Below are 20,392 nucleotides of genomic sequence, written 5' to 3'. Positions count from 1 at the left end.
ATATTTCAGAGCTGCGCGGCCGCCCACTTGGCGCGGCTTTCGCGGCTCTCACCCAGCCCGCCTTGCTGCTCTCTGAAGGCCTTGTAGGATTCCACATCCAATGGCACCAGGCTGATATCCACTTCCAGCACCAGTTTGCATTCTTTCTTGATCCGCCAGGCGGCGGTGTTGTACAGCTCAGTGAGTGGCAACGAGCTTAAAAACTCAGGGTTGTACTGGATGTAAATCGCCTGGGTGGGATAAACCACAAAGGCCAAACGGCGCTTGGGTTCTTTCTTGAACATGGCCTCGATACCATCACAGGTGTTCAGCACCTGCATTTCGATAATATCGTCGATTTCCAGCAGTTTTTTCTGGGCCAGTTCGCTTACCTGCGCCTCGCCCGTTTCCCAGGAGAGCAACTCGGCTTCATCGACTTTCAGCAACTCGGCGGCCTGGGCGGTACCCAAGCCAAGAGATTGGCGCAGGCACTGAAATTCGATGGCGTTGAGCGGATATTGTTTGGACATAATGCTTCCTGTTTTTTCTATGTGTCTGATGGCGGGGCGCCTAGGGAATGCCGACCTGTGTCAGCTTTGCAGCCAGACGTCTTCGACCCATTGCCAGAATGACTCCCAGCAATCTTCTTCATCCAGGCCGTCCTGGTTCCAGAAGTAGACCACACCTTCCTGATCTATGCAGTAAAAGTCATCACCGGTTTGGCAGATGGCAATCAGATCTCTGGGCATTCCCAGCGACCAGGCATAGGAGGTCACTTCCGGCAGATAGGTGTGGGAGTGGGGATCGGCAGCGGTCACAGGCTCCAGGCTGCCATAGATAACATCACTGACATGCAGCAGATATTCTTTCAGCTCCGCAGGCAGAGGGATGAGTATCTGCTCTTCGATATCCACCAGATCGTCAAAGCCGGGCAGATCCAGCGGTACGGGAACCTGCTCTGACAGTTCCTGCAGTTGCTCTATGATTTCATGCATGATTTTACGCTTTGGCCGAGGGTCAATGCGCTGGAGTATAGCGGCTTGTTGGCCGCTGACAAGCTTTGTCAGGCGACTATGGTATTTTCTATGCCAAGAGTCTGGGTTTGTTGGCGTTTATAACCCAACCAGGCTTTGTGGTACAGCTTGTGTGATTCCTGGCGCAGCTTCTGGATCCGGGCCAGTTCCAGCTCGCTCAGCGGCCTTTGCTCGCGGGCAGCCTTATGTTCCATCGCCTGCACTGCTTCATAGACTTGGTGCTCGGCGCCGTTTTTGATGGCGGCAATCTCCCTTAAGTGCAACTGGACTTCGGCAATCAGGCCACTTTTCGGCAGTTGCAGCAGCAGGTTGATATCCCGATAGCCGGAGGCCTTGGGCTGGGCAAACCTGTCTTTGACCTGCAGCACATTGGCCTGTTGCTTCAGGCTGTCAAAGGCCAGCTGCAGATCATCAAGGCTGTCGGCTATCAGGGTGGCTCGCACCAGATCTGTCAGGGCGGCAGGGTCGTTATTCAGCTTGTGCGCCACCTTGGCTTCGGCCCGTTGACGCTCTTTCACTTTGGCCAGTTGCAGCTCGGTCTCGCTCTGATTGGCTACCTGTGACAGGAGACTGTGCAGTTCATTTTGTGCCATAGGTGCCTGCTGATAGAGGGCATTGAGGCTGGAGACGGGTTGCCTTGGGGCGCTGAAGCTTTGTTTCTTGAGGGCATTGAATGGGAGGGCCGAGTTTTGGCGCAGGCTGTAACTGCTGTCTTCTCTCAGTTCAGCTTCATATTCTGAAGGCTGAGCGTAGGCGGTGCGCGCCGAAAGCAGTAACAGGAAAACCAGGAAAGTGCGGAATAATCGGGTCATGGGGCCTCGCATCCAGAATGACTTCTAAGTGGCTTTGACTCCAATGTAGCACTTGGCTCTGAACCCTTGCTGAACCTCAAATGAAACTTTATTCATCTAAAAAGAAAGGCGCCTTGAGGCGCCTTTCTGAGCAAGCGTAAAATTACCAGATTTTTACGCGCTGGGCCGGTTCAATATACATGCCGTCACCTGGCTTCACGTCAAATGTGCTGTAGAACTGCGGCATATTGGACAGTGAACCTATGGCGCGGAACTTGGCCGGTGAATGAGGATCTGTGGCCACTCGGTTGCGCATGGCTTCCTCTTTGATCTTGGCGCGCCAGATTTGGGCGAATCCGAGGAAGAAGCGTTCATCACCGCTCAGACCGTCGATTACCGGAGCCTCTTTGCCCGCCAAGGATTTTTTGTAGGCCTTGTAGGCTATGGTGACACCAGAGAGATCGCCGATGTTTTCACCCAGGGTCAGACTGCCGTTAACGTGCAGGTCGTCAAACACATAGTAGCCGTCGTACTGGGCGATTAGCGCCTTGCCGCGGGCGGCAAACTCTTTCAGATCCTGCTCGGTCCACCAGTCGCGCATATTGCCTTCGCCGTCGAACTTGGCACCCTGATCGTCAAAGCCGTGACCCATCTCATGGCCGATAACCGCACCTATACCACCATAGTTGACGGCATCGTCGGCAGCCATATTAAAGAAAGGTGGCTGCAAGATGGCGGCCGGGAACACGATTTCGTTCATGGTCGGGTTGTAGTAGGCGTTGACGGTTTGTGGCGTCATGTGCCATTCGCCTTTGTCTATGGGGCTGCCCAACTTGGCCAGTTGCTTCTGATGTTCCACTTCACCGGCGCGGATCTCGTTACCGACCAGGTCGTCAGCCTTGATAGTCAGCTTGCTGTAGTCTTCCCACTTGTCGGGATAGCCGATTTTCGGGTTGAACTTGGCCAGTTTTTCCTTGGCGGCGACTTTGGTGTCTGCGCCCATCCACTCCAGTTCATCTATGCTGTCGGCGTAGGCACCGCGCAGGTTTTCCACCAGATGCTCCATCCGCTCCTTGGCTTCAGGGGCGAAGTGGCGCTTGACGTATACTTTACCCACGACTTCACCCAGCAGGCTGTTGACCTTGGCTACACCGCGCTTCCAACGAGGTTCCTGTTCTTGCTGACCGTTGAGTGTCTTGGCGAAGAACTCGAAGTTTTCTTTATCCAGCGGCTCGCTCAGATCTGAGGCGAAGTGGGTCAACAGCTGCCAACGCATATATGTCTTCCAGGTTGCCAGATCTGTGTCTTTGACTATCTGGTTCAGACCTTCGATAAAGCTGGGCTGATTAATGATGATATCGGCTTGCTTGTCGGCGCCAAGCGCAGTCAGGTAGGCGTTCCAGTCGATGTCCGGCGCCAATGTTGACAGTTCTTTGACCTCAAATTTGTTGTAGGTCTTGGTGCTGTCACGGCTTTCGACCACATCCCAATGCTTGGCAGCAATAGCGGTTTCCAGCTTCATGATGGCTTCGGCGCTTTGTTGTGGCTCGGCAAAACCGGCAAGGGTGAACATCTTGGCGATATGCTCAACAAAGGCCTTGCGGATGTTGACGAAACGCTCACCTTCGTTGAAGTAATAGTCTTTCTCCGGCAGGCTCAGGCCGTATTGCCAGATATGGGTGGCGTAGCGGCTGGAGTCCTTGGCATCGACATCGATATAGAAGGCCATGGGCGTGCCGCCACCGAGAATTTGGCTCTTGCCGAAGTAGGCCGCCAGTGCTTGCTTGTCTTTGATGGCATCTATGATTGCCAGCTCGCTCTCCAGTGGCTTGATCCCCAACTGGTTGAGCGTATCGCTGTCCATAAAGGAGCGGTAAAGATCGGCCACTTTTTGCTCGTCGCTGCCGGGCTTGAGATCTTTGCTCTGCGCCACTTCTTCAATAATGGCTTTGACATCGTCACGGGATTTTTCCCTGAGATCATAGAAAGCGCCTGTGCTGGTGCGATCTGCCGGGATCTCTGTGTTCTTGATCCAGCCGCCGTTGACATAGGTATAGAAGTCATCCTGAGGACGAACAGACTTGTCAAAGTTGGCAAATTCAATCCCCGAGCCCAGAGCTTGGCTGACGGCGGTGGCAGTTGCGGTTTTGGCGACTTCCGGCTGTTTGGCTGTTTCAGCCTGGGTCTCAGCCGTTTTGTCATTACAGGCAGATAGGCCTGCGATGAGTGAGGCACACAATCCCCCAATGAGTACTTTTCTCATGCTGTTTCCTTTTCTTTGTTCTTTGGTGTCCCGCGAGGGGACATTTTTATCAGATTGGCTGCACACCCGTTTGTTCGGGAAAAACCGCAGTGATGCCTATGTTAAGGCCTGTGTGGGAATGTAAACAAGTCCCGTAGCGATGACAGCGAGCCTCGGCGCCGCGGGAGTTGTAAGCAAAGGTTACAGGCGCTTATTTGAGTGAGCGTTTGACCCGCGCTGGATTTCCGGCCACCAGGGTGCTGGCGGGTACATCCTTGGTGACCACGCTGCCGGCTGCGACGACAGCCTCGTCACCTATGTGCACGCCTGGCAATATGATGGCGCCACCCCCGATCCAAACCCGCTCACCTATATGTATGGCGCGGGCGGTTTCCAGCCCGGCAATGCGGGGAGTTGCCTCCAGCGGGTGGGTTGCCGTATAGCACTGCACATTGGGGCCCAGCATGCTGTTGGCGCCGATTGTGATGGGGGCATTGTCCTGCAAAGTGGCGTTGGTATTGATAAATACTCCGGATGCCAGTTGCAGATTGATGCCATAACTGACAAAGAATGGCGTGCAGATCATGGCACTCGGTGCCAGATTGGGCAGTAGTCCTGGAGGAATATGGCCATCGGGATCCAGATTGGCTTTGCGGTTTAGCCCTTGCTGTTTGGCACGAAAACGCAGCAGTTCAGGATCCACACAGCAATATTCCTCGCCGCTGATCATCTTGTGATAAATTTTCGCCAAGGCCGGGTTGTCGGTTTCAGTCAAGGAGTTATTGGCGGCTTGAGAGTCTTGAATATCGGTCTGCATATTAGGCTAGATGGCCTTATCGTGAGGTGGATATCCCGAGTCTGCAGCCGGTGTAGCTGGTACGCAAGCAAGTCTTTGCCCTTTAGTCCGTCAGGCTCCATAATGGCGCGCAATTGACACGGCATAAACTCAAGAGGTTGGATAGCCAAGTGCGTTTAGATAAATTTATCTGTGAGTCTACAGAGCTGACCCGTTCCATGGCCAAGAAGGCGCTGCACCGCGGTGAAATCAGTGTCGATGGTGAAATCGTCAAGGACTCCAGCTTCAAGGTGCGTGATGGCATGAGAGTGTGTTTCGATGGTGAACCTATCAGCTTGATAGGCAACAGATATCTGATGTTGCATAAGCCGGTCGATACCATCTGCTCAACCGTGGATGAGGTCTATCCTTCGGTCATCAGTCTACTGGAGATCGAAAAGCCCGAGAATCTGCACATTGCCGGGCGCCTGGATGCTGATACCACAGGTCTGGTGTTGATTACCGATGATGGTCAGTGGTCGCACAAGCTAACCTCTCCCAAGAAGGAATGCGGCAAACGCTACCGGGTGTGGCTGGCCAGCCCAGTTACTGAAGACTTGATCCCACAATTTGCCGCCGGCCTGGCGCTGCACCGGGAAGAGGGGCTGACCCGGCCGGCGCAGCTGCAGCTGATTAGCCCGACCGAAGTCTTGTTGACCATTACCGAAGGCAAATATCATCAGGTGAAACGTATGTTTGCCGCTGTGGGCAATAAAGTGGAAGCCCTGCATCGTGAGTCAATCGGTGCCATAGAGCTGGATAGTGAACTGGAACCCGGTGAGTGGCGTTATCTGACCGAAGCCGAGATAGCCTCGGTAGGCTGAAGAAAAGGCACCAAGGCAATCGCCTTGGTGCGATACAGCTGATTATTGCTGCAGTTTAATCCGGCCGCTGATGGTGTTGATATTGACATCGGCCTGGCCGGAACCGCTTTGGAACTGCAGCGATTCAGCCTTGGTGTACTTGGCTTTTTTCGGTGAGTCCTGAGTCAGTTGGTTGTCAATCTTGCCACCTGGGCCACCGCTGATATCAAAGGCGGCATTCGGCAGTTTGGCAAACTTGAGTTCAATATCGCCACTGACGCTATCGACATTGGCATTGCCGGCCAGGCTCTGCATGGCAATACTCAAGTCGCCACTGACGGTTCTGGCCTTGAGTGACTCGGGAGTATTCAGGGTCAACTGACTCTTGCCCGAGACCTGATCCAGCTCCACTTCTATGGCATCACTCTCGGCGTTCAGTTTGCCGCTCACCAGGCGATAACTCACCTTGCCCAGACTCTGTTTATCCTCAATGTCGCCGGAAACAGTTTCCAGATACAGTTCACCCTGGTTCCTCTGGGTGTGGATACTGCCGGAAACCGTTGTCAGTTGCAGATTGCCTTTGAGATCCTGGCCCTTGATATCGCCACTGACATTGGCCGAGCTGATCTCACCCTCCAATCCTTGCAGGTCATAATCAGCGGAAACGCCTTTAAGCTTCATATTGACTGTGGCGGGCAGAAAGATCTCCAGTTTTGAGCCGTCTTTGTCCCGGCTGTTATAGCTCTTGGGCAGCTTGTCTTCGATAACAAAGCTACCGCCCTGCTGACCAAACACCAGGCCTTCACTGAGCTCATCCAGCTTGCCCTTGATGGCGACTTCAGCCTTGTCCCAACTGCGGATCTTCACCTCTCCCCGTTGGATCTTGATATTCAATTTGGCTCCGGACTCCAGCGCCGCGCTTTGATCGACCTTCTCGGCCGCATGCAATACCGGGCTCAGCAGCAGGGCTGAGGAGAGTAGGGTTAGTGATATCTTGTTCATATGCTGATTCCTTGTTGGTCGAGTTGAGTTGGCAGTTGTTCACCCCGGGTGAGCAGCTCTATCTCCCTTTGCTGTACCCAAAGCCAGAGTTGCCAAAGTTGTTGATCGGTCGGGTCTTGTTTTAGTGCCTGGAATATCTGCGTTGCGGCTTCCCTGAGTTCATCTATGCCGCGACTGAGCGGCGTGGTCATGCTGACCTTTTGCCATTGGCCGAAATTGACACTGGCTTCCAGTTGTTTCACCTGTTGTTGGTGTTGATACTGCAACTGCTCCAGCATGGCCAGCATCTGTGGGTCGACACGGCTTTGGGTTTGCTGCAATCCCTGATAGCCGAGCAGGGACACCAACAGCAGGCTGCAGGCGATAGCCAGATTACGCCAGCCGTTGCTGGATTTTGCGGCCTTGGGTGGCTGAGATTGTTCCAGCCTGGCGGCGATTTCAGGCCAGAGGTCGCGCTCGGGTGTTTTTTCCCGTGGCAGTTGTTCTATCAGTTGTTCCAATGTTGGCTGCTTGTTCATGACAACATCTCCTGAAGCAAGTTTCTTGCCCTGTGGTACTGCGCCTTGCTGGTGCCGGTACTTGTGCCCATCATGGCGGCTATCTCTTCATGGCTGTAGCCCTCAATGGCAAACAGCACAAACACGACTCTGGCCCGCTCGGGTAACTTGAGGATCTTGCGCTCCAACACAGAGGTTTCCTCCGTGTGGGTTGTGGTCGACTCTTCTGTGTCTGCCTCTGTGGTCACAGGCAGAAATCTGGCCCAGAAGCTGCGCTGTTTTTTCAAACTACTCAGTGCCTGATTGACGCTCAGGCTGTGCAGCCAGGTACTGAATTTGCTTTCACCGCGGAATTGGTCCAGCTTCTCCCAGGCACGGATAAAGCAGTCCTGGGTCATCTCTTCTGCCAGTGGCACCTGGCCGGCCAGGTGCAAACACAGTGCATAGACTCTGCCATGGTGCAGACGGTAGAGCTCGGCGAAGGCAAGCTTGTCCCCCAAACGGGCACGCTGCACCAGCGGGAAGTCCACTTCTTGCTGGTATCTGGTTTCTGTCAGCTGCGGGCTGGCATTCACTGGGCTGTCCTTAATGGTTTGGGCGAGTCATGGTAATTGGATAGTTTGACCCGCTTAAAAGGTTTAAAAAAGAATTAAAAAAATCCTCCAGTATTTTGCTTACTGAAGGATTCTATTTAAAAGTCATTGTTAATCAATCTATTAGATTTTATTGTTAACTGTCAATTATAGGCTGTTTTCTACGCTTTATTCTGTTGCAGTTATTTGGCCGAGTCCAATGACCGGGAGCGGGCAGATTCAAGTGTTATCGCCTGGATACAGGGTGCGATACACCAGATTGGCGGCCGATAAATCTCCCAAGGCGCTGCCAACACTCTTGAACAGGGTGATTTCCTCGCGGTTTTGTCTGCCGCTGTGTTCTGCGCGGCAAAGCTCGGCCAGCTCGGCGCTAACCTGCTCCAGGTGGAATACGCCTTCGGCCTTGGGGAGCAGCAGTTCTCCGGCCTCGGCAAACACATTGCTGCGGTTATCGACAAAGACCTGAGATCTGAGCACCAGCTTGGTATCGCACTCCCGCGCATCCTGATGATGATTGCCTACCAGATCGACATGGGTACCGGGTGTTACCCAGTTGCCATCAAACAGAGGCACGGGGCTGCCGGTGGCGCAGCTGATGATATCGGCGTTGGCAACATCCCGCTCTATCTCCTCGCAAAAACTGAGTCGGATATCCGGGCGTTTAGCACCTATCTGTTCCATTACCCTGGCAGCCTTATCCCGGCTGCGGCCCCGGATAGCGATTTCGGTTATCGGTCTGACGGCGGCATGAGCCAGTGCCATATAGCTTGCCAGATTACCAGTGCCGAACAGCAACAGGTGACTGGCATCTTCCCGTGCCAGTGAAGCAGCGGCCAAGGCCGAGACGGCCGCTGTACGCCAGTAGGTAATGCTGGTGCCATCAAGTAAAGCCAAGGGTTCCCCTGTTTCCCGGCTGAATAACAGTATCTGCGAGTAGAGGCTCTTGAGCTCGGCATTGCGACTGGGGTTTTCCGGAAAGTAACTGAATGCCTTGACGGCAATTGCCGAATCATCCCAAGCCGGTAGTACGGCGAAGGCATCCTTGCTGCTGTTGTCCAGCGGGTAAAGGTTTCGCTTGGGAAGATCGGGGGCGTTGGCAAAGCTATGTTTGAGGGCGGTTATCAGGGATGGGAAATCCAACACCTGTTGGATTTGCTCTGCTGGAATGATTTTCATGGTGTTGCGCTTCCTTGTGTGCATTTTAAATTTTTGAATACTGTATGCAATTGTTGTTTGAAAGGCAAAAACCCTCATGAAAGACAGATGCTTGGCGCTTTCGGTTTTTTTGACTCAGTTAATAGAATTTTTTTTAGTTTTTTTTGCACTGTGACAAGGCTAGTGACTGTTTTTCAATAGGTTAATCATTGACAATATAAGGTGACATTTTTGTTACCGGATTAACTCAGCTAACACGGCAACAGAATTGCGACTATTTTTTTAGAGTGACTGTTTTTTATTGAGGTAACACCATGCTTATTCGCCACAAGTTGTTACTGAGTGCCGCTGTTTCGATAGGCGCCTTGGTATTGATGTTTGCACTGCAGCAATATTCCAGCTCGGTGCAGACTGAACTGTCCATCGCTATCCAGAAAGTGGTTGAGCTGGACAAAGAAGTATTAAGCATGCGCAAGAATGAAAAGGATTTTTTTGGCCGCCAGGATCTCAAGTATGTCGAGATACATCAGCAGGAAGCACAGGCCACGGCGCAGTTGATGCAAGAGTTGGCGGTCATCTTCAAGGAGTATGATCTCCCCGAGGCACCAATAAACAGCTTTAACCGTGATTTGGCCAGCTACCGACAGTTGTTTGCCGGTGTGGTGAAATTGCAACAGGAGATAGGCCTGGATCCCAAGAGTGGCCTCTACGGTGAGTTACGCTCTGCGGTGCACAATGTCGAAAGCTTGGTGGCAGAACATAACGTGCCAGAGCTTATGGTGTTGATGCTGCAACTGAGGCGTAACGAGAAAGACTTTATGTTGCGGCGGGATCTCAGCTACCTCAATAAGTTTGATAGCAATATTGAACGCTTCAATGAAGCCTTGAGCGCCAGTTTGCTGGACTACAGTGTTCGTAGCAATATTGAGCAACTGATGAGCAAGTACCAGCAAAGCTTCAAGAGTTTGGTGGCCAAGGAACAGCAGCTGGGACTCGACGAGTCCAAGGGCATGATGGGGCAGCTGCGAGAGGCGATCTTTGCCACGGAAAGCTCATCCACCAAGCTGAGAGAGTTGGCGATAGCCAAGGTGGAAAACGAGCAGCAGAACAGCTTCATGCTGGGATTGGCGCTGTTTGGCCTGATCGCCTTGGTGCTGGTGATTAGCACCGTGGTGATTATCCGCAGCATCATGGGGCCGGTCGAGCGTATCACAGGCGTTATTTCCCGCATTGAGCAGCAAAAAGATCTGTCACTACGCTGCGATGTGGGCTCCAACGATGAACTGGGCATGATAGGACGTCATTTCAACAGCATGGTGGAGAGTTTCCAGAAGCTGATCGAGCAGGTTATCGAATCTGTTGATGCCATGCGCCAGTCCTGTGAAGAGCTGTCCCGCAACGCCATCAGCGCCTCGGAAGGTGTGTCCAAGCAACTGAATGAAACCGATATGGTTGCCACAGCGATCACCGAGATGGGCGCCACCATAGACGAGATTGCCAAGAATACCGAACTGGCCGCCGGTAAGGCGGAGCAGACCCACCACAATGCCCAGGAAGGTCAGATTGGCGTTGAGGATACCATCAGCAAGATCCAGTCTTTGGCACAGCAGTTGGATGACTCGGCCAATGTGGTGGCCGAGCTTGAAAAAGACAGTCAGACCATAGGCAGCGTACTGGATGTGATCCGCGGTATCGCCGAACAAACTAATCTGTTGGCACTGAACGCTGCCATTGAGGCGGCCAGGGCCGGTGAGCAAGGCAGAGGCTTTGCTGTGGTGGCCGATGAGGTGCGCAGTCTGGCGATGCGAACTCAGGAGTCGACCGAAGAGATTGCCAGCATCATTCAAACCCTGCAGAGCCGTACCCATTCGATTGTGGATATCATGGAGCAGAGTCAGAAGCAGGGCGGTGAGAGTGCCCAACAGGCGGCCAGTGCCGGCACCTTGCTTGCGCAGATCAATGCCGATGTCACCAATATCATGGACATGAGCACTCAGATAGCCGCCGCCATTGAAGAGCAGAGTATGGTGGCCGCCGAGGTGAACAAGAACGTGGTGGTGATCCGCGATATTGCCGAGGAATCGGCTCAGGCGGCAGAAGAGAATGCCACTGCATCCGATGAGGTTCGCCACCGCGCCGATTACCTGCATCAGGCGGTGAGCCAATTCAAAATCTAGTTTTCCAGGCACAGGTGAAAACCGCGGCATGTCCGCGGTTTTGTTTTAGTTGCAGTCGTAGTCTTTAGCGGTTGTGGCTCTTTTTTGCTCTGCTGTGCAGACGGCTTTTTTCGAGGAGTCTGTCAGGGATTGAAGTAAAAGGTTTTTGGTTCACAAAAGGCTTGGAGCTGGCAGGGAATAAAAAATAGGCCCCGAAGGGCCCTCAGCGAGTTAGAGACGGAAGCGGGCCACTTCGGCGCGCATGTTTTCCGCCAGATGGCTTAAGTTGCTGACCGACTCGGTCAACTCGTTGGCTGCCTGGGCCGATTGTTGGGTGATGTCGCTTATTGCTATAATGCTGCGATTGATATCCTCCGCCACACTGCTTTGCTCTTCGGCTGCGGTGGCGATATGAGTATTGAGCTGGGCGATGGAGTCGACTGACACCACTATCTCTTTCAAGGCCTCGCCGGCCATATTGGCCTTGCTGTTGGCCTGCTCGACCTGAGTGATGCCTTGCTCCATGGCTGTCACCGCCTCCTGCACACCTGTCTGCAGGGTGGCTATCATGGACTCAATCTCCTGGGTTGAGCTGTGGGTGCGACTGGCAAGGGTTCTTACCTCATCGGCCACCACGGCAAAACCCCGGCCCTGCTCGCCGGCCCTGGCCGCTTCAATGGCGGCGTTCAGTGCCAGCAGATTGGTCTGCTCGGCAATTCCCTTAATCACATCCAGTACCCTGCCTATGTTTTGGCTTTCATTGGCCAGATGGGTGATCACCTGCGCCGTACCCTGAATTTGCGCTGAGAGTGCCACCATGCTGGCAATCGACTCCTGCACTATTGAATCGCCATTGGCGGCACTGGCATCGGCGCTGTGGGCCGAGTCGGCAGCGGCCGTGGTACTTTGGGCTACTTCGGAGACTGTGGCGGTCATTTCATTCATGGCGGTAGCCGTCTGCTCTGTCTCGGCCTGTTGTCTGTGCATGCGCTCGTTGGTTTGTTGGGTGAAGCTTGAGAGCTCGGTCGCCGAGTCGCTGACCGTATTGGCGGCATTGGCAATGTTGTTGAGTATCCCCCTGAGGTGAGATATCACATCTCTTAAGTTATCGGATATCTGCCCCAGCTCGTCGGCGTTGAAGGTTTTGAACTGCACGGTTAAGTCTGAGTCGCTGCGAATTTTCTTCAGCTGGGTGAGAATATCGCCTATGGGTAACATGACGCTGCGATTGACCCAAACACTGAGCAGCAAGCTGGCGATAATTGCCACACTGACCAGAGAGATAAACAGCACAACGGAAGAGGAGTAAAGGTTCTGAGCCTGATCTCTTTCCTGCCTGGCGACATCCAATTGCAGGGTCACCAACTCGGCAATCTTGCCACTGATGGGGTCTATCACCTGATAGAGAGGAATAATTTCCTGGCTGAGCTGGCCCTGAATATTACCGCTCATGGTGGCCAATTTATTTTGCAGACGTTTTATTTGCTCATCGGCGGGAATAAACAGCCGCTTGGCCTCATTGACCAGTTGTGACTCTCTGGCGGTTAACTGAGTAGCTGTGTAGTCCTGCCATCTCTGTTTGATGCTCTTGTCTGCTTCATCCAGTGCGGTTCTGGCTTGTTCGGCACTGAAATCTCCGGCATTGGCCTTATTGATGGCATCTATGACAAAGACGGCATAATCATCGCCAATGCTTTTGAGATCTTTGAGTGGTACAACCCGGTCGCTGTAGATATTTTCTACCCCTGAGTCGATTTTGTTCATGATATTGATGGCGATACCACAGAGTAGTAGCATCAAGAGAAGAGGCACGGCCATACCGAGCAACATCTTGTGTTTCAGTTGTAACTTCATGCTTGAGAACCTTAGTCCAGAGGGTAATACATCCTTGGATCAGGCTCTGTCATTCCAATTTGTTGAGCCATACAAAAGGTATAGCAAAAAAGTATGAAGCGCGTGAGACGAGAGAGAGGCAAATTTTGGATACAAAAAAACCTCGCATCGCGAGGTTTAAATGATTGGTACAGGTGAGAAGACTTGAACTTCCACGCCCGTGAGGGCACCAGCACCTGAAGCTGGCGTGTCTACCAATTCCACCACACCTGCACTGTTTTCATTTCGACTCTTTATGTGTTAATTGGTACAGGTGAGAAGACTTGAACTTCCACGCCCGTGAGGGCACCAGCACCTGAAGCTGGCGTGTCTACCAATTCCACCACACCTGCACACTTAGAGTCTAACGTACAGCTAACTATTATTGCAAAGTGGTACAGGTGAGAAGACTTGAACTTCCACGCCCGTGAGGGCACCAGCACCTGAAGCTGGCGTGTCTACCAATTCCACCACACCTGCACTGTACAGCCTTGCAATTTCCTCAGTCGCCTGAGCACCTTAAAGTTGAAGGTGGTGCCCGAACCCGGAATCGAACCAGGGACACGCGGATTTTCAATCCGCTGCTCTACCAACTGAGCTATTCGGGCGACGGCGTGCATTAAAAGACTTTTACGGTTTTGAGTCAACTCTTTTCTGAGAAATATTTCAAAATATCGCGTGTTTGAGCAAGTTTTACTCGAAAAGGCGCATATTGCTTAGCTTTTGAGCGAAAGCCGCGCCATTACTGGGCTAGGGGTGAATTAGCCAAATCGAAAACTCGACCTGTAAAGCCGGGATCCTGAGGCTTAAGGGGGCTGGGCTTGGTTTTGCCCTGAAAACAAAACGCCCCACGTTAAAGTGGGGCGTTAAGGGATTAATCCTTGAGGAGGTCATTCCCCGGATAGTTGGCACGCATGACAGTGAGTACGTGCTGTTTTAACTGCTCCTGACCCAGCTCATCGTAGGCGGTGGCCATGATCTCAAGGGCGCGCTCTATCGATGGGGTGCCTGGATAGGTTTCCATTACAGACTGGGCCCTGATGGCGGCTGCGCTCCAGGCATTCATTTTCAGGTAGTATTCGGCCACTTTAACCGAATACAGCGCCAGACGATTCTTCAGGTGCTGCATTCTCTTCTGGGCGTCGGCCGCATACTTGCTGTTGGGATAAGTCTTGATCAGACGCTCGAAGTCCTTGAAGGCATCGAGAGCAAACTGAGGATCCCTGTCGCTTCTGTCTATATTGAGCATGTCATGGAACAGATAGTTGTCGGCCTGCATATTCACCAGTCCACGCATATAGTAGACATAGTCTATATCCGGGTGGGTGGGGTTGAGGCGGATAAATCTGTCGATGTTGGCGACTGCCGACGGGGTATCATCCAACTTATAGTAGGCATAAATCAGATCCAGCTGAACCTGAGTCTTGTGTGGGCCAAAGGGGAAGCGGGAATCCAATGCCTCCAGTGAACGCACAGCCTTGGTATAGTTACCCAGCTCCATAGAGGTGCGGGCCTGGGAGTAGAGAACGTCCGGAGACAGCTTGCTGGTAATTAAGTCGTCTTCCGGTTTGCTGCTACAGGCCACAATGGCCAGCGAAAAAAAGGCTATGGCAGCGCCTTTGGCAATATTATGCATACTTGAATTCGATTCTTGAGTAAGTTGTAGTTAAGAATTTTTCCATTTCACGATAAAATGGCCGATTCCGAGTGTACCAGAAAGTACACAGTTTTTGACCCCATTAACTGGGGACGGTTCCTATGACGCAAGAGATTAATCTAAAAAGCGAGATATCAGCAACCCAAACCGGTCTGAGATTGGATCAGGCTTTGGCCGAGTTGTTTCCCGATTACTCCCGTACCAGGATCAAGGAATGGATCCTCGATGGCAAAGTGTCCGTTGATGGTACTGTGGTAAACAAGCCCAGAGAGAAGGTGTTGGAATCTCAAGAGATAGAGGTTCAAGCCACTCTGGAAGAAGAGGTGCACGCCGAGGCTCAGGCTATCGATCTGAATATCGTCTATGAAGATGACCATATATTGGTGATCAACAAGCAGGCGGGTTTAGTGGTGCATCCCGGTGCCGGTAACAGTGATGGCACTTTGATGAACGCCCTGCTGCATCATTGCCCCGAGATAGAACATGTGCCCAGAGCCGGTATTGTCCATCGTCTCGATAAGGACACCACAGGCCTGATGGTGGTAGCCAAGACAGTTGAGGCCCAGACTCATCTGGTGGCGGCGCTGCAGGCGCGCGACATTACCCGTGAGTATGAAGCCATAGTGCTGGGCACCATGACAGCCGGCGGTACAGTGGATGAGCCTATCGGGCGTCACCCCACCAAGCGTACTCATATGGCGGTGCACCACAGCGGTAAGCCGGCGGTGACTCACTATCGTGTGGCGGAAAAATTCCGTGCCCACACCCGCTTGCGCTTGAGGCTGGAAAGTGGCCGGACTCACCAGATCCGGGTGCATATGGCTTATATAGGTCATGTATTGGTGGGCGATCCCGTCTATGGTGGTCGTCCAAAACCCCCCAAGGCCGCCAGTGAAGCCTTCTTCGAAGTGCTGAAAAACTTCAAGCGCCAGGCGCTGCATGCGGTGCGACTGGAGTTGGTGCACCCCATCACCTGTGAGCTGATGAGCTGGCAGGCACCTATCCCCGAGGATATGGTCGAGCTGACCAAGGCGCTGCGTAAAGACACCGAAGAGCATCCGCCGGAGTATCTGTAACATGTATGGCTGCCACTGGCCGCTGCCGGCCAATGTCAGAATCGCCATGACCCAGCGTCATGGCGGTGTCAGCCAGCCGCCGTTTGACAGCCTGAATCTGGGGCTGCATGTAGGTGATGATCCCGCATCTGTGCAGGCCAACCGTGCTTTATTGGCAAAGCGGCTGGCTCTGCCCTGCGAGCCGGCATGGCTGGAGCAGGTACATGGCACAGAGGTGGTCGACCTGGCGCGTGACTCCCTAAGGATTGCCGATGGCAGCTATAGCGACAGCAAGGCGCATGTGGCCGTGGTGATGACCGCCGACTGCCTGCCCGTACTTCTGTGTGACAGTGCAGGCACCCAGGTGGCGGCGCTGCACGCCGGCTGGCGCGGTCTGTGTGATGGCGTTATTGAAGCGGGAATAGCCCGTTTTCGTCCCGGCTCTGAGCTTATCGCCTGCCTCGGACCGGCCATAGGCAAAACTGCCTTCGAAGTCGGCGGTGAAGTGCGCGCCGCTTTTTGCGATAAAGACCCCAGGGCCGACGACTGCTTTGTGGCCAAGGGGGACAAGTTTCTCGGCGATCTGCAGGGGCTTGCCAGGCTCAGATTGCAGCAGGCGGGTGTTCGGCAGGTATATGCCTTGGATGTCTGCACCTATAACAACAAAGACTATTTTTCCTACCGCCGAGACGGTCGTACCGGCCGTATGGCCTCGCTTATTTGGCTCACTGATTGAGTGGTTATTTCATTCGTCTGACTTGAAATTAGTTAAAGCATCCCCATCTTTAAGCTAACAAAGTAATACCTTATTTTGAGAGTTTCAGGAGGCTGTATGCGACTCGATCGTATGACCAATAAATTTCAGCTTGCTATCTCGGATGCCCAATCTCTGGCTCTTGGCCGTGACCATCAGTTCATAGAACCTGTCCATTTGATGATGGCTTTGTTGAATCAGGATGGCGGTTCAATTCATCCGCTGTTGACCCAAGCCGGTATCCAGGTCAGCACTCTGCGTTCACTGGTAAGTCAGGAACTGGAGCGCTTGCCACAGGTGGAAGGCACAGGCGGTGATGTTCAGTTATCCCAGGCGCTGATACGTTTGCTGAATCTGTGCGACAAGCTGGCACAGAAGCGTAAAGACAAATATATCTCCAGTGAGCTGTTTATTCTGGCTGCACTGGAAGGTAACGACACCCTGGCACAGTGCCTCAAGCAGGCCGGTGCCACCAAAGAGCTGATGGAGAAAACCATCGAAGCCGTACGTGGCGGCCAGAAGGTGGACGATCCCAATGCTGAGGATCAGCGCCAGGCGTTGAAGAAATACACCATAGATCTGACCGAGCGTGCCGAGCAGGGCAAGCTGGATCCTGTTATTGGCCGTGACGACGAAATTCGCCGCACAGTGCAGGTATTGCAGCGTCGCAGCAAGAACAACCCTGTGCTTATCGGTGAGCCCGGTGTGGGTAAGACCGCCATTGTTGAAGGGCTGGCGCAGCGTATCGTCAACGGCGAGGTGCCCGAAGGCATCAAGAACAAACGGGTATTGTCGCTGGATCTCGGTGCTTTGGTGGCCGGTGCCAAATACCGTGGTGAGTTTGAAGAAAGACTCAAGGCTGTGCTCAACGAGCTGGCTCAGGAAGAGGGCCAGGTGATCCTCTTTATTGACGAGCTGCATACTATGGTGGGCGCGGGTAAATCCGATGGCGCCATGGATGCGGGTAATATGCTCAAGCCGGCACTGGCCCGCGGTGAGCTGCACTGTGTCGGTGCCACTACTCTGGATGAATATCGTCAGTATATTGAGAAGGATGCGGCGCTGGAGCGGCGCTTCCAGAAAGTTCTGGTGGATGAGCCCAGTGTCGAGGATACCATCGCTATTCTGCGTGGTCTGAAAGAGCGCTACGAGCTGCATCACCATGTGGAGATCACCGACCCGGCGATTGTGGCGGCGGCGACCATGTCCCACCGTTATGTGTCAGATCGTAAACTGCCGGACAAGGCCATCGACCTTATCGACGAAGCCGCTTCCAGCATCCGAATGCAGATAGATTCCAAGCCGGAGCCGCTGGATCGCCTCGAGCGCCGTATCATTCAGCTCAAGCTGGAAGAGCAGGCGTTGGCGAAGGAAAACGATGAGGCCAGTCGCAAGCGTCTCGAACACCTGCGCAGCGAGCTGGTGGAAGTCGAGCAGAAGGCGGCCGAACTCAACGAGATTTGGCACACAGAAAAAGCCGCACTGGCGGGCACTCAGCATATCAAGGCGGATCTGGAGCAAGCCAGACTGGATCTCGATGTGGCACGCCGCGCCGGTGATTTGACCCGGATGTCCGAGCTGCAATACGGCCGCATCCCAGAGCTGGAGAAACAGCTGGATCTGGCGTCTCAGGCCGAGATGCAGGATATGACTTTGCTGCGTAACAAGGTCACGGATGTTGAAATTGCCGAGGTACTTTCCAAGGCGACCGGGATCCCGGTTTCCAAGATGCTCGAAGGCGAGCGGGAAAAACTGCTGCATATGGAAGAGGCGCTACATGAGCGGGTGATAGGCCAGGATGAGGCGGTCGATGCCGTGGCCAACGCCATTCGTCGTAGCCGCGCTGGTCTGGCCGATCCTAACCGGCCCATAGGCTCCTTCCTGTTCCTCGGCCCCACCGGGGTAGGTAAGACCGAGCTGTGTAAGTCGCTGGCCAAGTTCCTGTTTGACACAGAGAGCGCCATGGTGCGGATAGATATGTCCGAGTTTATGGAGAAACACTCAGTCTCCAGGTTGGTCGGGGCGCCTCCGGGCTATGTGGGTTATGAGGAAGGGGGTTACCTCACCGAAGCGGTGCGCCGTCGTCCCTACTCGGTGATCCTGCTCGATGAGGTGGAAAAGGCGCACCCGGATGTGTTCAACATACTGCTGCAGGTACTGGATGATGGCCGCCTGACCGATGGTCAGGGTCGTACGGTTGACTTCCGTAACGCCGTGGTGATTATGACCTCGAACCTGGGTTCCGACATTATCCAGGAGCAGTTCAGTCACCAAAGTTACGATGAGATGAAGGCTCAGGTGATGAATGTGGTGCAGCACCACTTCCGCCCCGAGTTCCTCAACCGGATCGACGAAACCGTGGTGTTCCACCCGTTGGAGAGCGAGCACATCAAGAGTATTGCCGCGATTCAGGTCGAGTCGCTGCGCCAACGTCTGGCAGAAAAAGAGTTCGAGCTGGAGATCACAGATGCCGCGCTGAGCTTTATCGCCAGAGCCGGGTTCGACCCTGTGTATGGTGCAAGGCCGCTGAAGCGGGCACTGCAGCAAGAGGTGGAAAACCCACTGGCGCAAAAGCTGCTTAGAGGCGAGTTACTGCCAGGGCAGCCGATCAAGGTGGACTATCGCGACGACAACTTGGTGTTTGAGCAGTAATCACACCATAAACAACACAGCAAAAAACAAAAAGGAGCGCTTTGAGCGCTCCTTTTTTTGCTTGAGTTAAACAACAAATTCAACTGATGGGTTTTAATCCGTCGTCTTAAGCCTATCAGTGACTGCGGGCTACGGCGATTTTGGCCAGGCTTATCAGCGCCTGCTTGTAGTCGGACTCAGGCAGCACCGAAAGGGCTTCTATGGCCTTGTCAGACTCTTCATAGGCCCTTTGTTGGGTATATTCCAATGCGCCGCAGGTGTTGAGCGCATCTATTATCGCCTCGATATGCTCGGTGCCGTCACCTTGTTCAATCGCCTGGCGGATCATCTGCCGCTGTGGCTCTGTCCCGTGGGCGATGGCGTAGATGAGTGGCAGTGTGGGTTTACCTTCGGCGAGGTCATCACCTATGTTCTTGCCCAGCTCTTCGGCGTCGGCAGTGTAGTCCAGCAGGTCATCGGTTAACTGGAATGCGGTGCCCAGGTATTTGCCATAGTCGGCCAGCGCCGTTTCCATTTCGCTGTCGCAGCCGGCCAGCACACCGGCAAGACGGGTTGCTGCTTCAAACAACTTGGCAGTCTTGCAGTAAATAACCCGCATATAGCTGGCTTCTGTGGTATCTGGATCGTTGCAGTTCATTAACTGCAGCACTTCACCCTCGGCCAGTACGTTAGTAGTGTTGGCCAGCACCTGCAGTACCTTCATCGACTCCAGCTCTGTCATCATCTGGAAAGAGCGGGTATAAAGGAAGTCGCCGACCAGCACGCTGGCACTGTTGCCAAACAGGGCGTTGGCGGTTTCCCGTCCACGGCGCAGAGTAGATTCATCCACCACATCGTCGTGAAGCAGAGAAGCCGTATGAATAAACTCTATAATAGCAGCCAGCTTCAGGTGTGCTTCACCGCTATAGTCGAGTGATCTGGCCGCCAGAATCGACAGTAACGGCCGCATACGCTTGCCGCCACCGTTGATGATGTAGAACCCCAATTGATTGATCAGGGCAACATCAGATTCGAGTTGTTTGTAGATCAGTTGATTGACGGCTTGCATGTCGGCGTCAGCCAGCTGACGGATAGCAGTTAAATCCATAGTAGACTCTAGGTATGAAGGAACGCCGAATCGGCAGCTCCCGATAAGCTTAAATATTTTAATAGACCGAAGTTTACCTAAAATTAATGAACAAGACAGTAGCAGAGAGATCAATGTGCGAGTTAATCCGGTCTTTTTTTCTTCTTCGTCAATTAGGGCTTGCCAGTAAAGGATTCTTCGCGTAAACTCCGCGCCCATTGTCATTAAAGTTTTTGTAGCACCCAGCCT

At 53.4% G+C, this 20,392-nt stretch carries 17 protein-coding genes and 4 tRNA genes; 5 read left to right on the top strand and 16 right to left on the bottom strand.

The features are described 5' to 3' along the window. Positions 1-5 precede the first annotated feature (5 nt). The 5 genes from E1N14_RS17085 to E1N14_RS17065 form a co-directional block, all read right to left on the bottom strand. Complete coding sequence (locus E1N14_RS17085) at positions 6-509, bottom strand: DUF4447 family protein (RefSeq protein ID WP_025009049.1); 504 nt, start codon at positions 507-509, stop codon at positions 6-8. A gap of 60 nt (positions 510-569) precedes the next feature. Further along, complete coding sequence (locus E1N14_RS17080) at positions 570-974, bottom strand: SMI1/KNR4 family protein (RefSeq protein ID WP_025009050.1); 405 nt, start codon at positions 972-974, stop codon at positions 570-572. A 68-nt stretch (positions 975-1,042) separates the two neighbouring features. Continuing rightward, entirely contained in the window at positions 1,043-1,825 is a 783-nt protein-coding gene (locus E1N14_RS17075; RefSeq protein WP_025009051.1) for a RelA/SpoT domain-containing protein, read from the bottom strand. Positions 1,826-1,967: 142 nt separating this feature from the next. Further along, positions 1,968-4,067, bottom strand: coding sequence for a M13 family metallopeptidase (locus tag E1N14_RS17070; protein ID WP_062793873.1), 2,100 nt, complete (start codon positions 4,065-4,067; stop codon positions 1,968-1,970). A 190-nt stretch (positions 4,068-4,257) separates the two neighbouring features. Then, the gene (locus E1N14_RS17065) at positions 4,258-4,776 is read right to left on the bottom strand and encodes a sugar O-acetyltransferase (protein WP_037436240.1); all 519 of its coding nucleotides are present in this window, start codon (positions 4,774-4,776) and stop codon (positions 4,258-4,260) included. 236 nt (positions 4,777-5,012) lie between these two features. Here E1N14_RS17065 and rsuA point away from each other — a divergent pair, with 236 nt between their 5' ends. After that, positions 5,013-5,705, top strand: coding sequence for a 16S rRNA pseudouridine(516) synthase RsuA (gene rsuA, locus E1N14_RS17060; protein WP_025009053.1), 693 nt, complete (start codon positions 5,013-5,015; stop codon positions 5,703-5,705). A 42-nt stretch (positions 5,706-5,747) separates the two neighbouring features. Here rsuA and E1N14_RS17055 read toward each other — a convergent pair whose 3' ends face one another. The 4 genes from E1N14_RS17055 to lhpI form a co-directional block, all read right to left on the bottom strand. Next, positions 5,748-6,686 (bottom strand): DUF4097 family beta strand repeat-containing protein, encoded by a 939-nt coding sequence (locus E1N14_RS17055; protein WP_025009054.1) that lies wholly within the window; start codon positions 6,684-6,686, stop codon positions 5,748-5,750. Beyond that, positions 6,683-7,204 (bottom strand): hypothetical protein, encoded by a 522-nt coding sequence (locus tag E1N14_RS17050; RefSeq protein WP_025009055.1) that lies wholly within the window; start codon positions 7,202-7,204, stop codon positions 6,683-6,685. Before E1N14_RS17050 ends, E1N14_RS17055 begins: the two co-directional genes overlap by 4 nt. After that, entirely contained in the window at positions 7,201-7,758 is a 558-nt protein-coding gene (locus E1N14_RS17045) for an RNA polymerase sigma factor (protein WP_371873330.1), read from the bottom strand. The genes E1N14_RS17050 and E1N14_RS17045 overlap by 4 nt, the downstream gene beginning before the upstream one ends. 237 nt (positions 7,759-7,995) lie before the next feature. Next, positions 7,996-8,952, bottom strand: a complete 957-nt coding sequence (gene lhpI / locus E1N14_RS17040; protein WP_025009056.1) for a bifunctional Delta(1)-pyrroline-2-carboxylate/Delta(1)-piperideine-2-carboxylate reductase — start codon at positions 8,950-8,952, stop codon at positions 7,996-7,998. 293 nt (positions 8,953-9,245) lie between these two features. Between lhpI and E1N14_RS17035 the strand changes: the two genes are divergently transcribed. Beyond that, entirely contained in the window at positions 9,246-11,108 is a 1,863-nt protein-coding gene (locus E1N14_RS17035) for a methyl-accepting chemotaxis protein (RefSeq protein WP_025009057.1), read from the top strand. A 210-nt stretch (positions 11,109-11,318) separates the two neighbouring features. Here the strand turns inward: E1N14_RS17035 and E1N14_RS17030 are convergent, their stop codons facing one another. The 6 genes from E1N14_RS17030 to E1N14_RS17005 all read right to left on the bottom strand — a co-directional run bounded on the left by E1N14_RS17030 (position 11,319) and on the right by E1N14_RS17005 (position 14,595). Further along, positions 11,319-12,941 carry a methyl-accepting chemotaxis protein gene (locus E1N14_RS17030; protein ID WP_062793874.1) on the bottom strand — a complete coding sequence of 541 codons (1,623 nt, stop codon included), beginning with the start codon at positions 12,939-12,941 and terminating at the stop codon, positions 11,319-11,321. Positions 12,942-13,106: 165 nt separating this feature from the next. Then, a tRNA-Leu gene (locus E1N14_RS17025) sits at positions 13,107-13,193 on the bottom strand. Positions 13,194-13,225: 32 nt separating this feature from the next. Beyond that, a tRNA-Leu gene (locus E1N14_RS17020) sits at positions 13,226-13,312 on the bottom strand. A gap of 40 nt (positions 13,313-13,352) precedes the next feature. Further along, a tRNA-Leu gene (locus E1N14_RS17015) sits at positions 13,353-13,439 on the bottom strand. Between the two features lie 52 nt (positions 13,440-13,491). After that, positions 13,492-13,567: transfer RNA gene (locus E1N14_RS17010), tRNA-Phe, on the bottom strand. A gap of 266 nt (positions 13,568-13,833) precedes the next feature. Continuing rightward, positions 13,834-14,595 (bottom strand): outer membrane protein assembly factor BamD, encoded by a 762-nt coding sequence (locus tag E1N14_RS17005; RefSeq protein ID WP_025012059.1) that lies wholly within the window; start codon positions 14,593-14,595, stop codon positions 13,834-13,836. A 122-nt stretch (positions 14,596-14,717) separates the two neighbouring features. On the opposite strand from E1N14_RS17005, the gene rluD reads away from it, so the two are divergent. From rluD to clpB, 3 genes are all read left to right on the top strand, one after another. Next, positions 14,718-15,692 carry a 23S rRNA pseudouridine(1911/1915/1917) synthase RluD gene (gene rluD, locus E1N14_RS17000; protein WP_025012060.1) on the top strand — a complete coding sequence of 325 codons (975 nt, stop codon included), beginning with the start codon at positions 14,718-14,720 and terminating at the stop codon, positions 15,690-15,692. A gap of 1 nt (position 15,693) precedes the next feature. Further along, a complete protein-coding gene (pgeF, locus tag E1N14_RS16995) occupies positions 15,694-16,407 on the top strand; it encodes a peptidoglycan editing factor PgeF (RefSeq protein WP_025012061.1) in 714 nt (237 codons plus the stop codon). 96 nt (positions 16,408-16,503) lie between these two features. Further along, positions 16,504-19,077: an ATP-dependent chaperone ClpB gene (gene clpB, locus E1N14_RS16990; protein ID WP_025012062.1), complete on the top strand. Its 2,574-nt coding sequence runs from the start codon at positions 16,504-16,506 to the stop codon at positions 19,075-19,077. 115 nt (positions 19,078-19,192) lie between these two features. Here the strand turns inward: clpB and ispB are convergent, their stop codons facing one another. Beyond that, the gene (ispB, locus tag E1N14_RS16985) at positions 19,193-20,164 is read right to left on the bottom strand and encodes an octaprenyl diphosphate synthase (protein ID WP_025890099.1); all 972 of its coding nucleotides are present in this window, start codon (positions 20,162-20,164) and stop codon (positions 19,193-19,195) included. Between the last annotated feature and the right edge of the window lie 228 nt (positions 20,165-20,392).

Source organism: Shewanella algae (assembly GCF_009183365.2).
GTDB classification, from domain to species: Bacteria; Pseudomonadota; Gammaproteobacteria; order Enterobacterales; family Shewanellaceae; genus Shewanella; species Shewanella algae.
The sequence above is the reverse complement of the archived record's forward strand: the minus strand, read 5'-3'. Positions and strand labels throughout refer to the sequence as shown.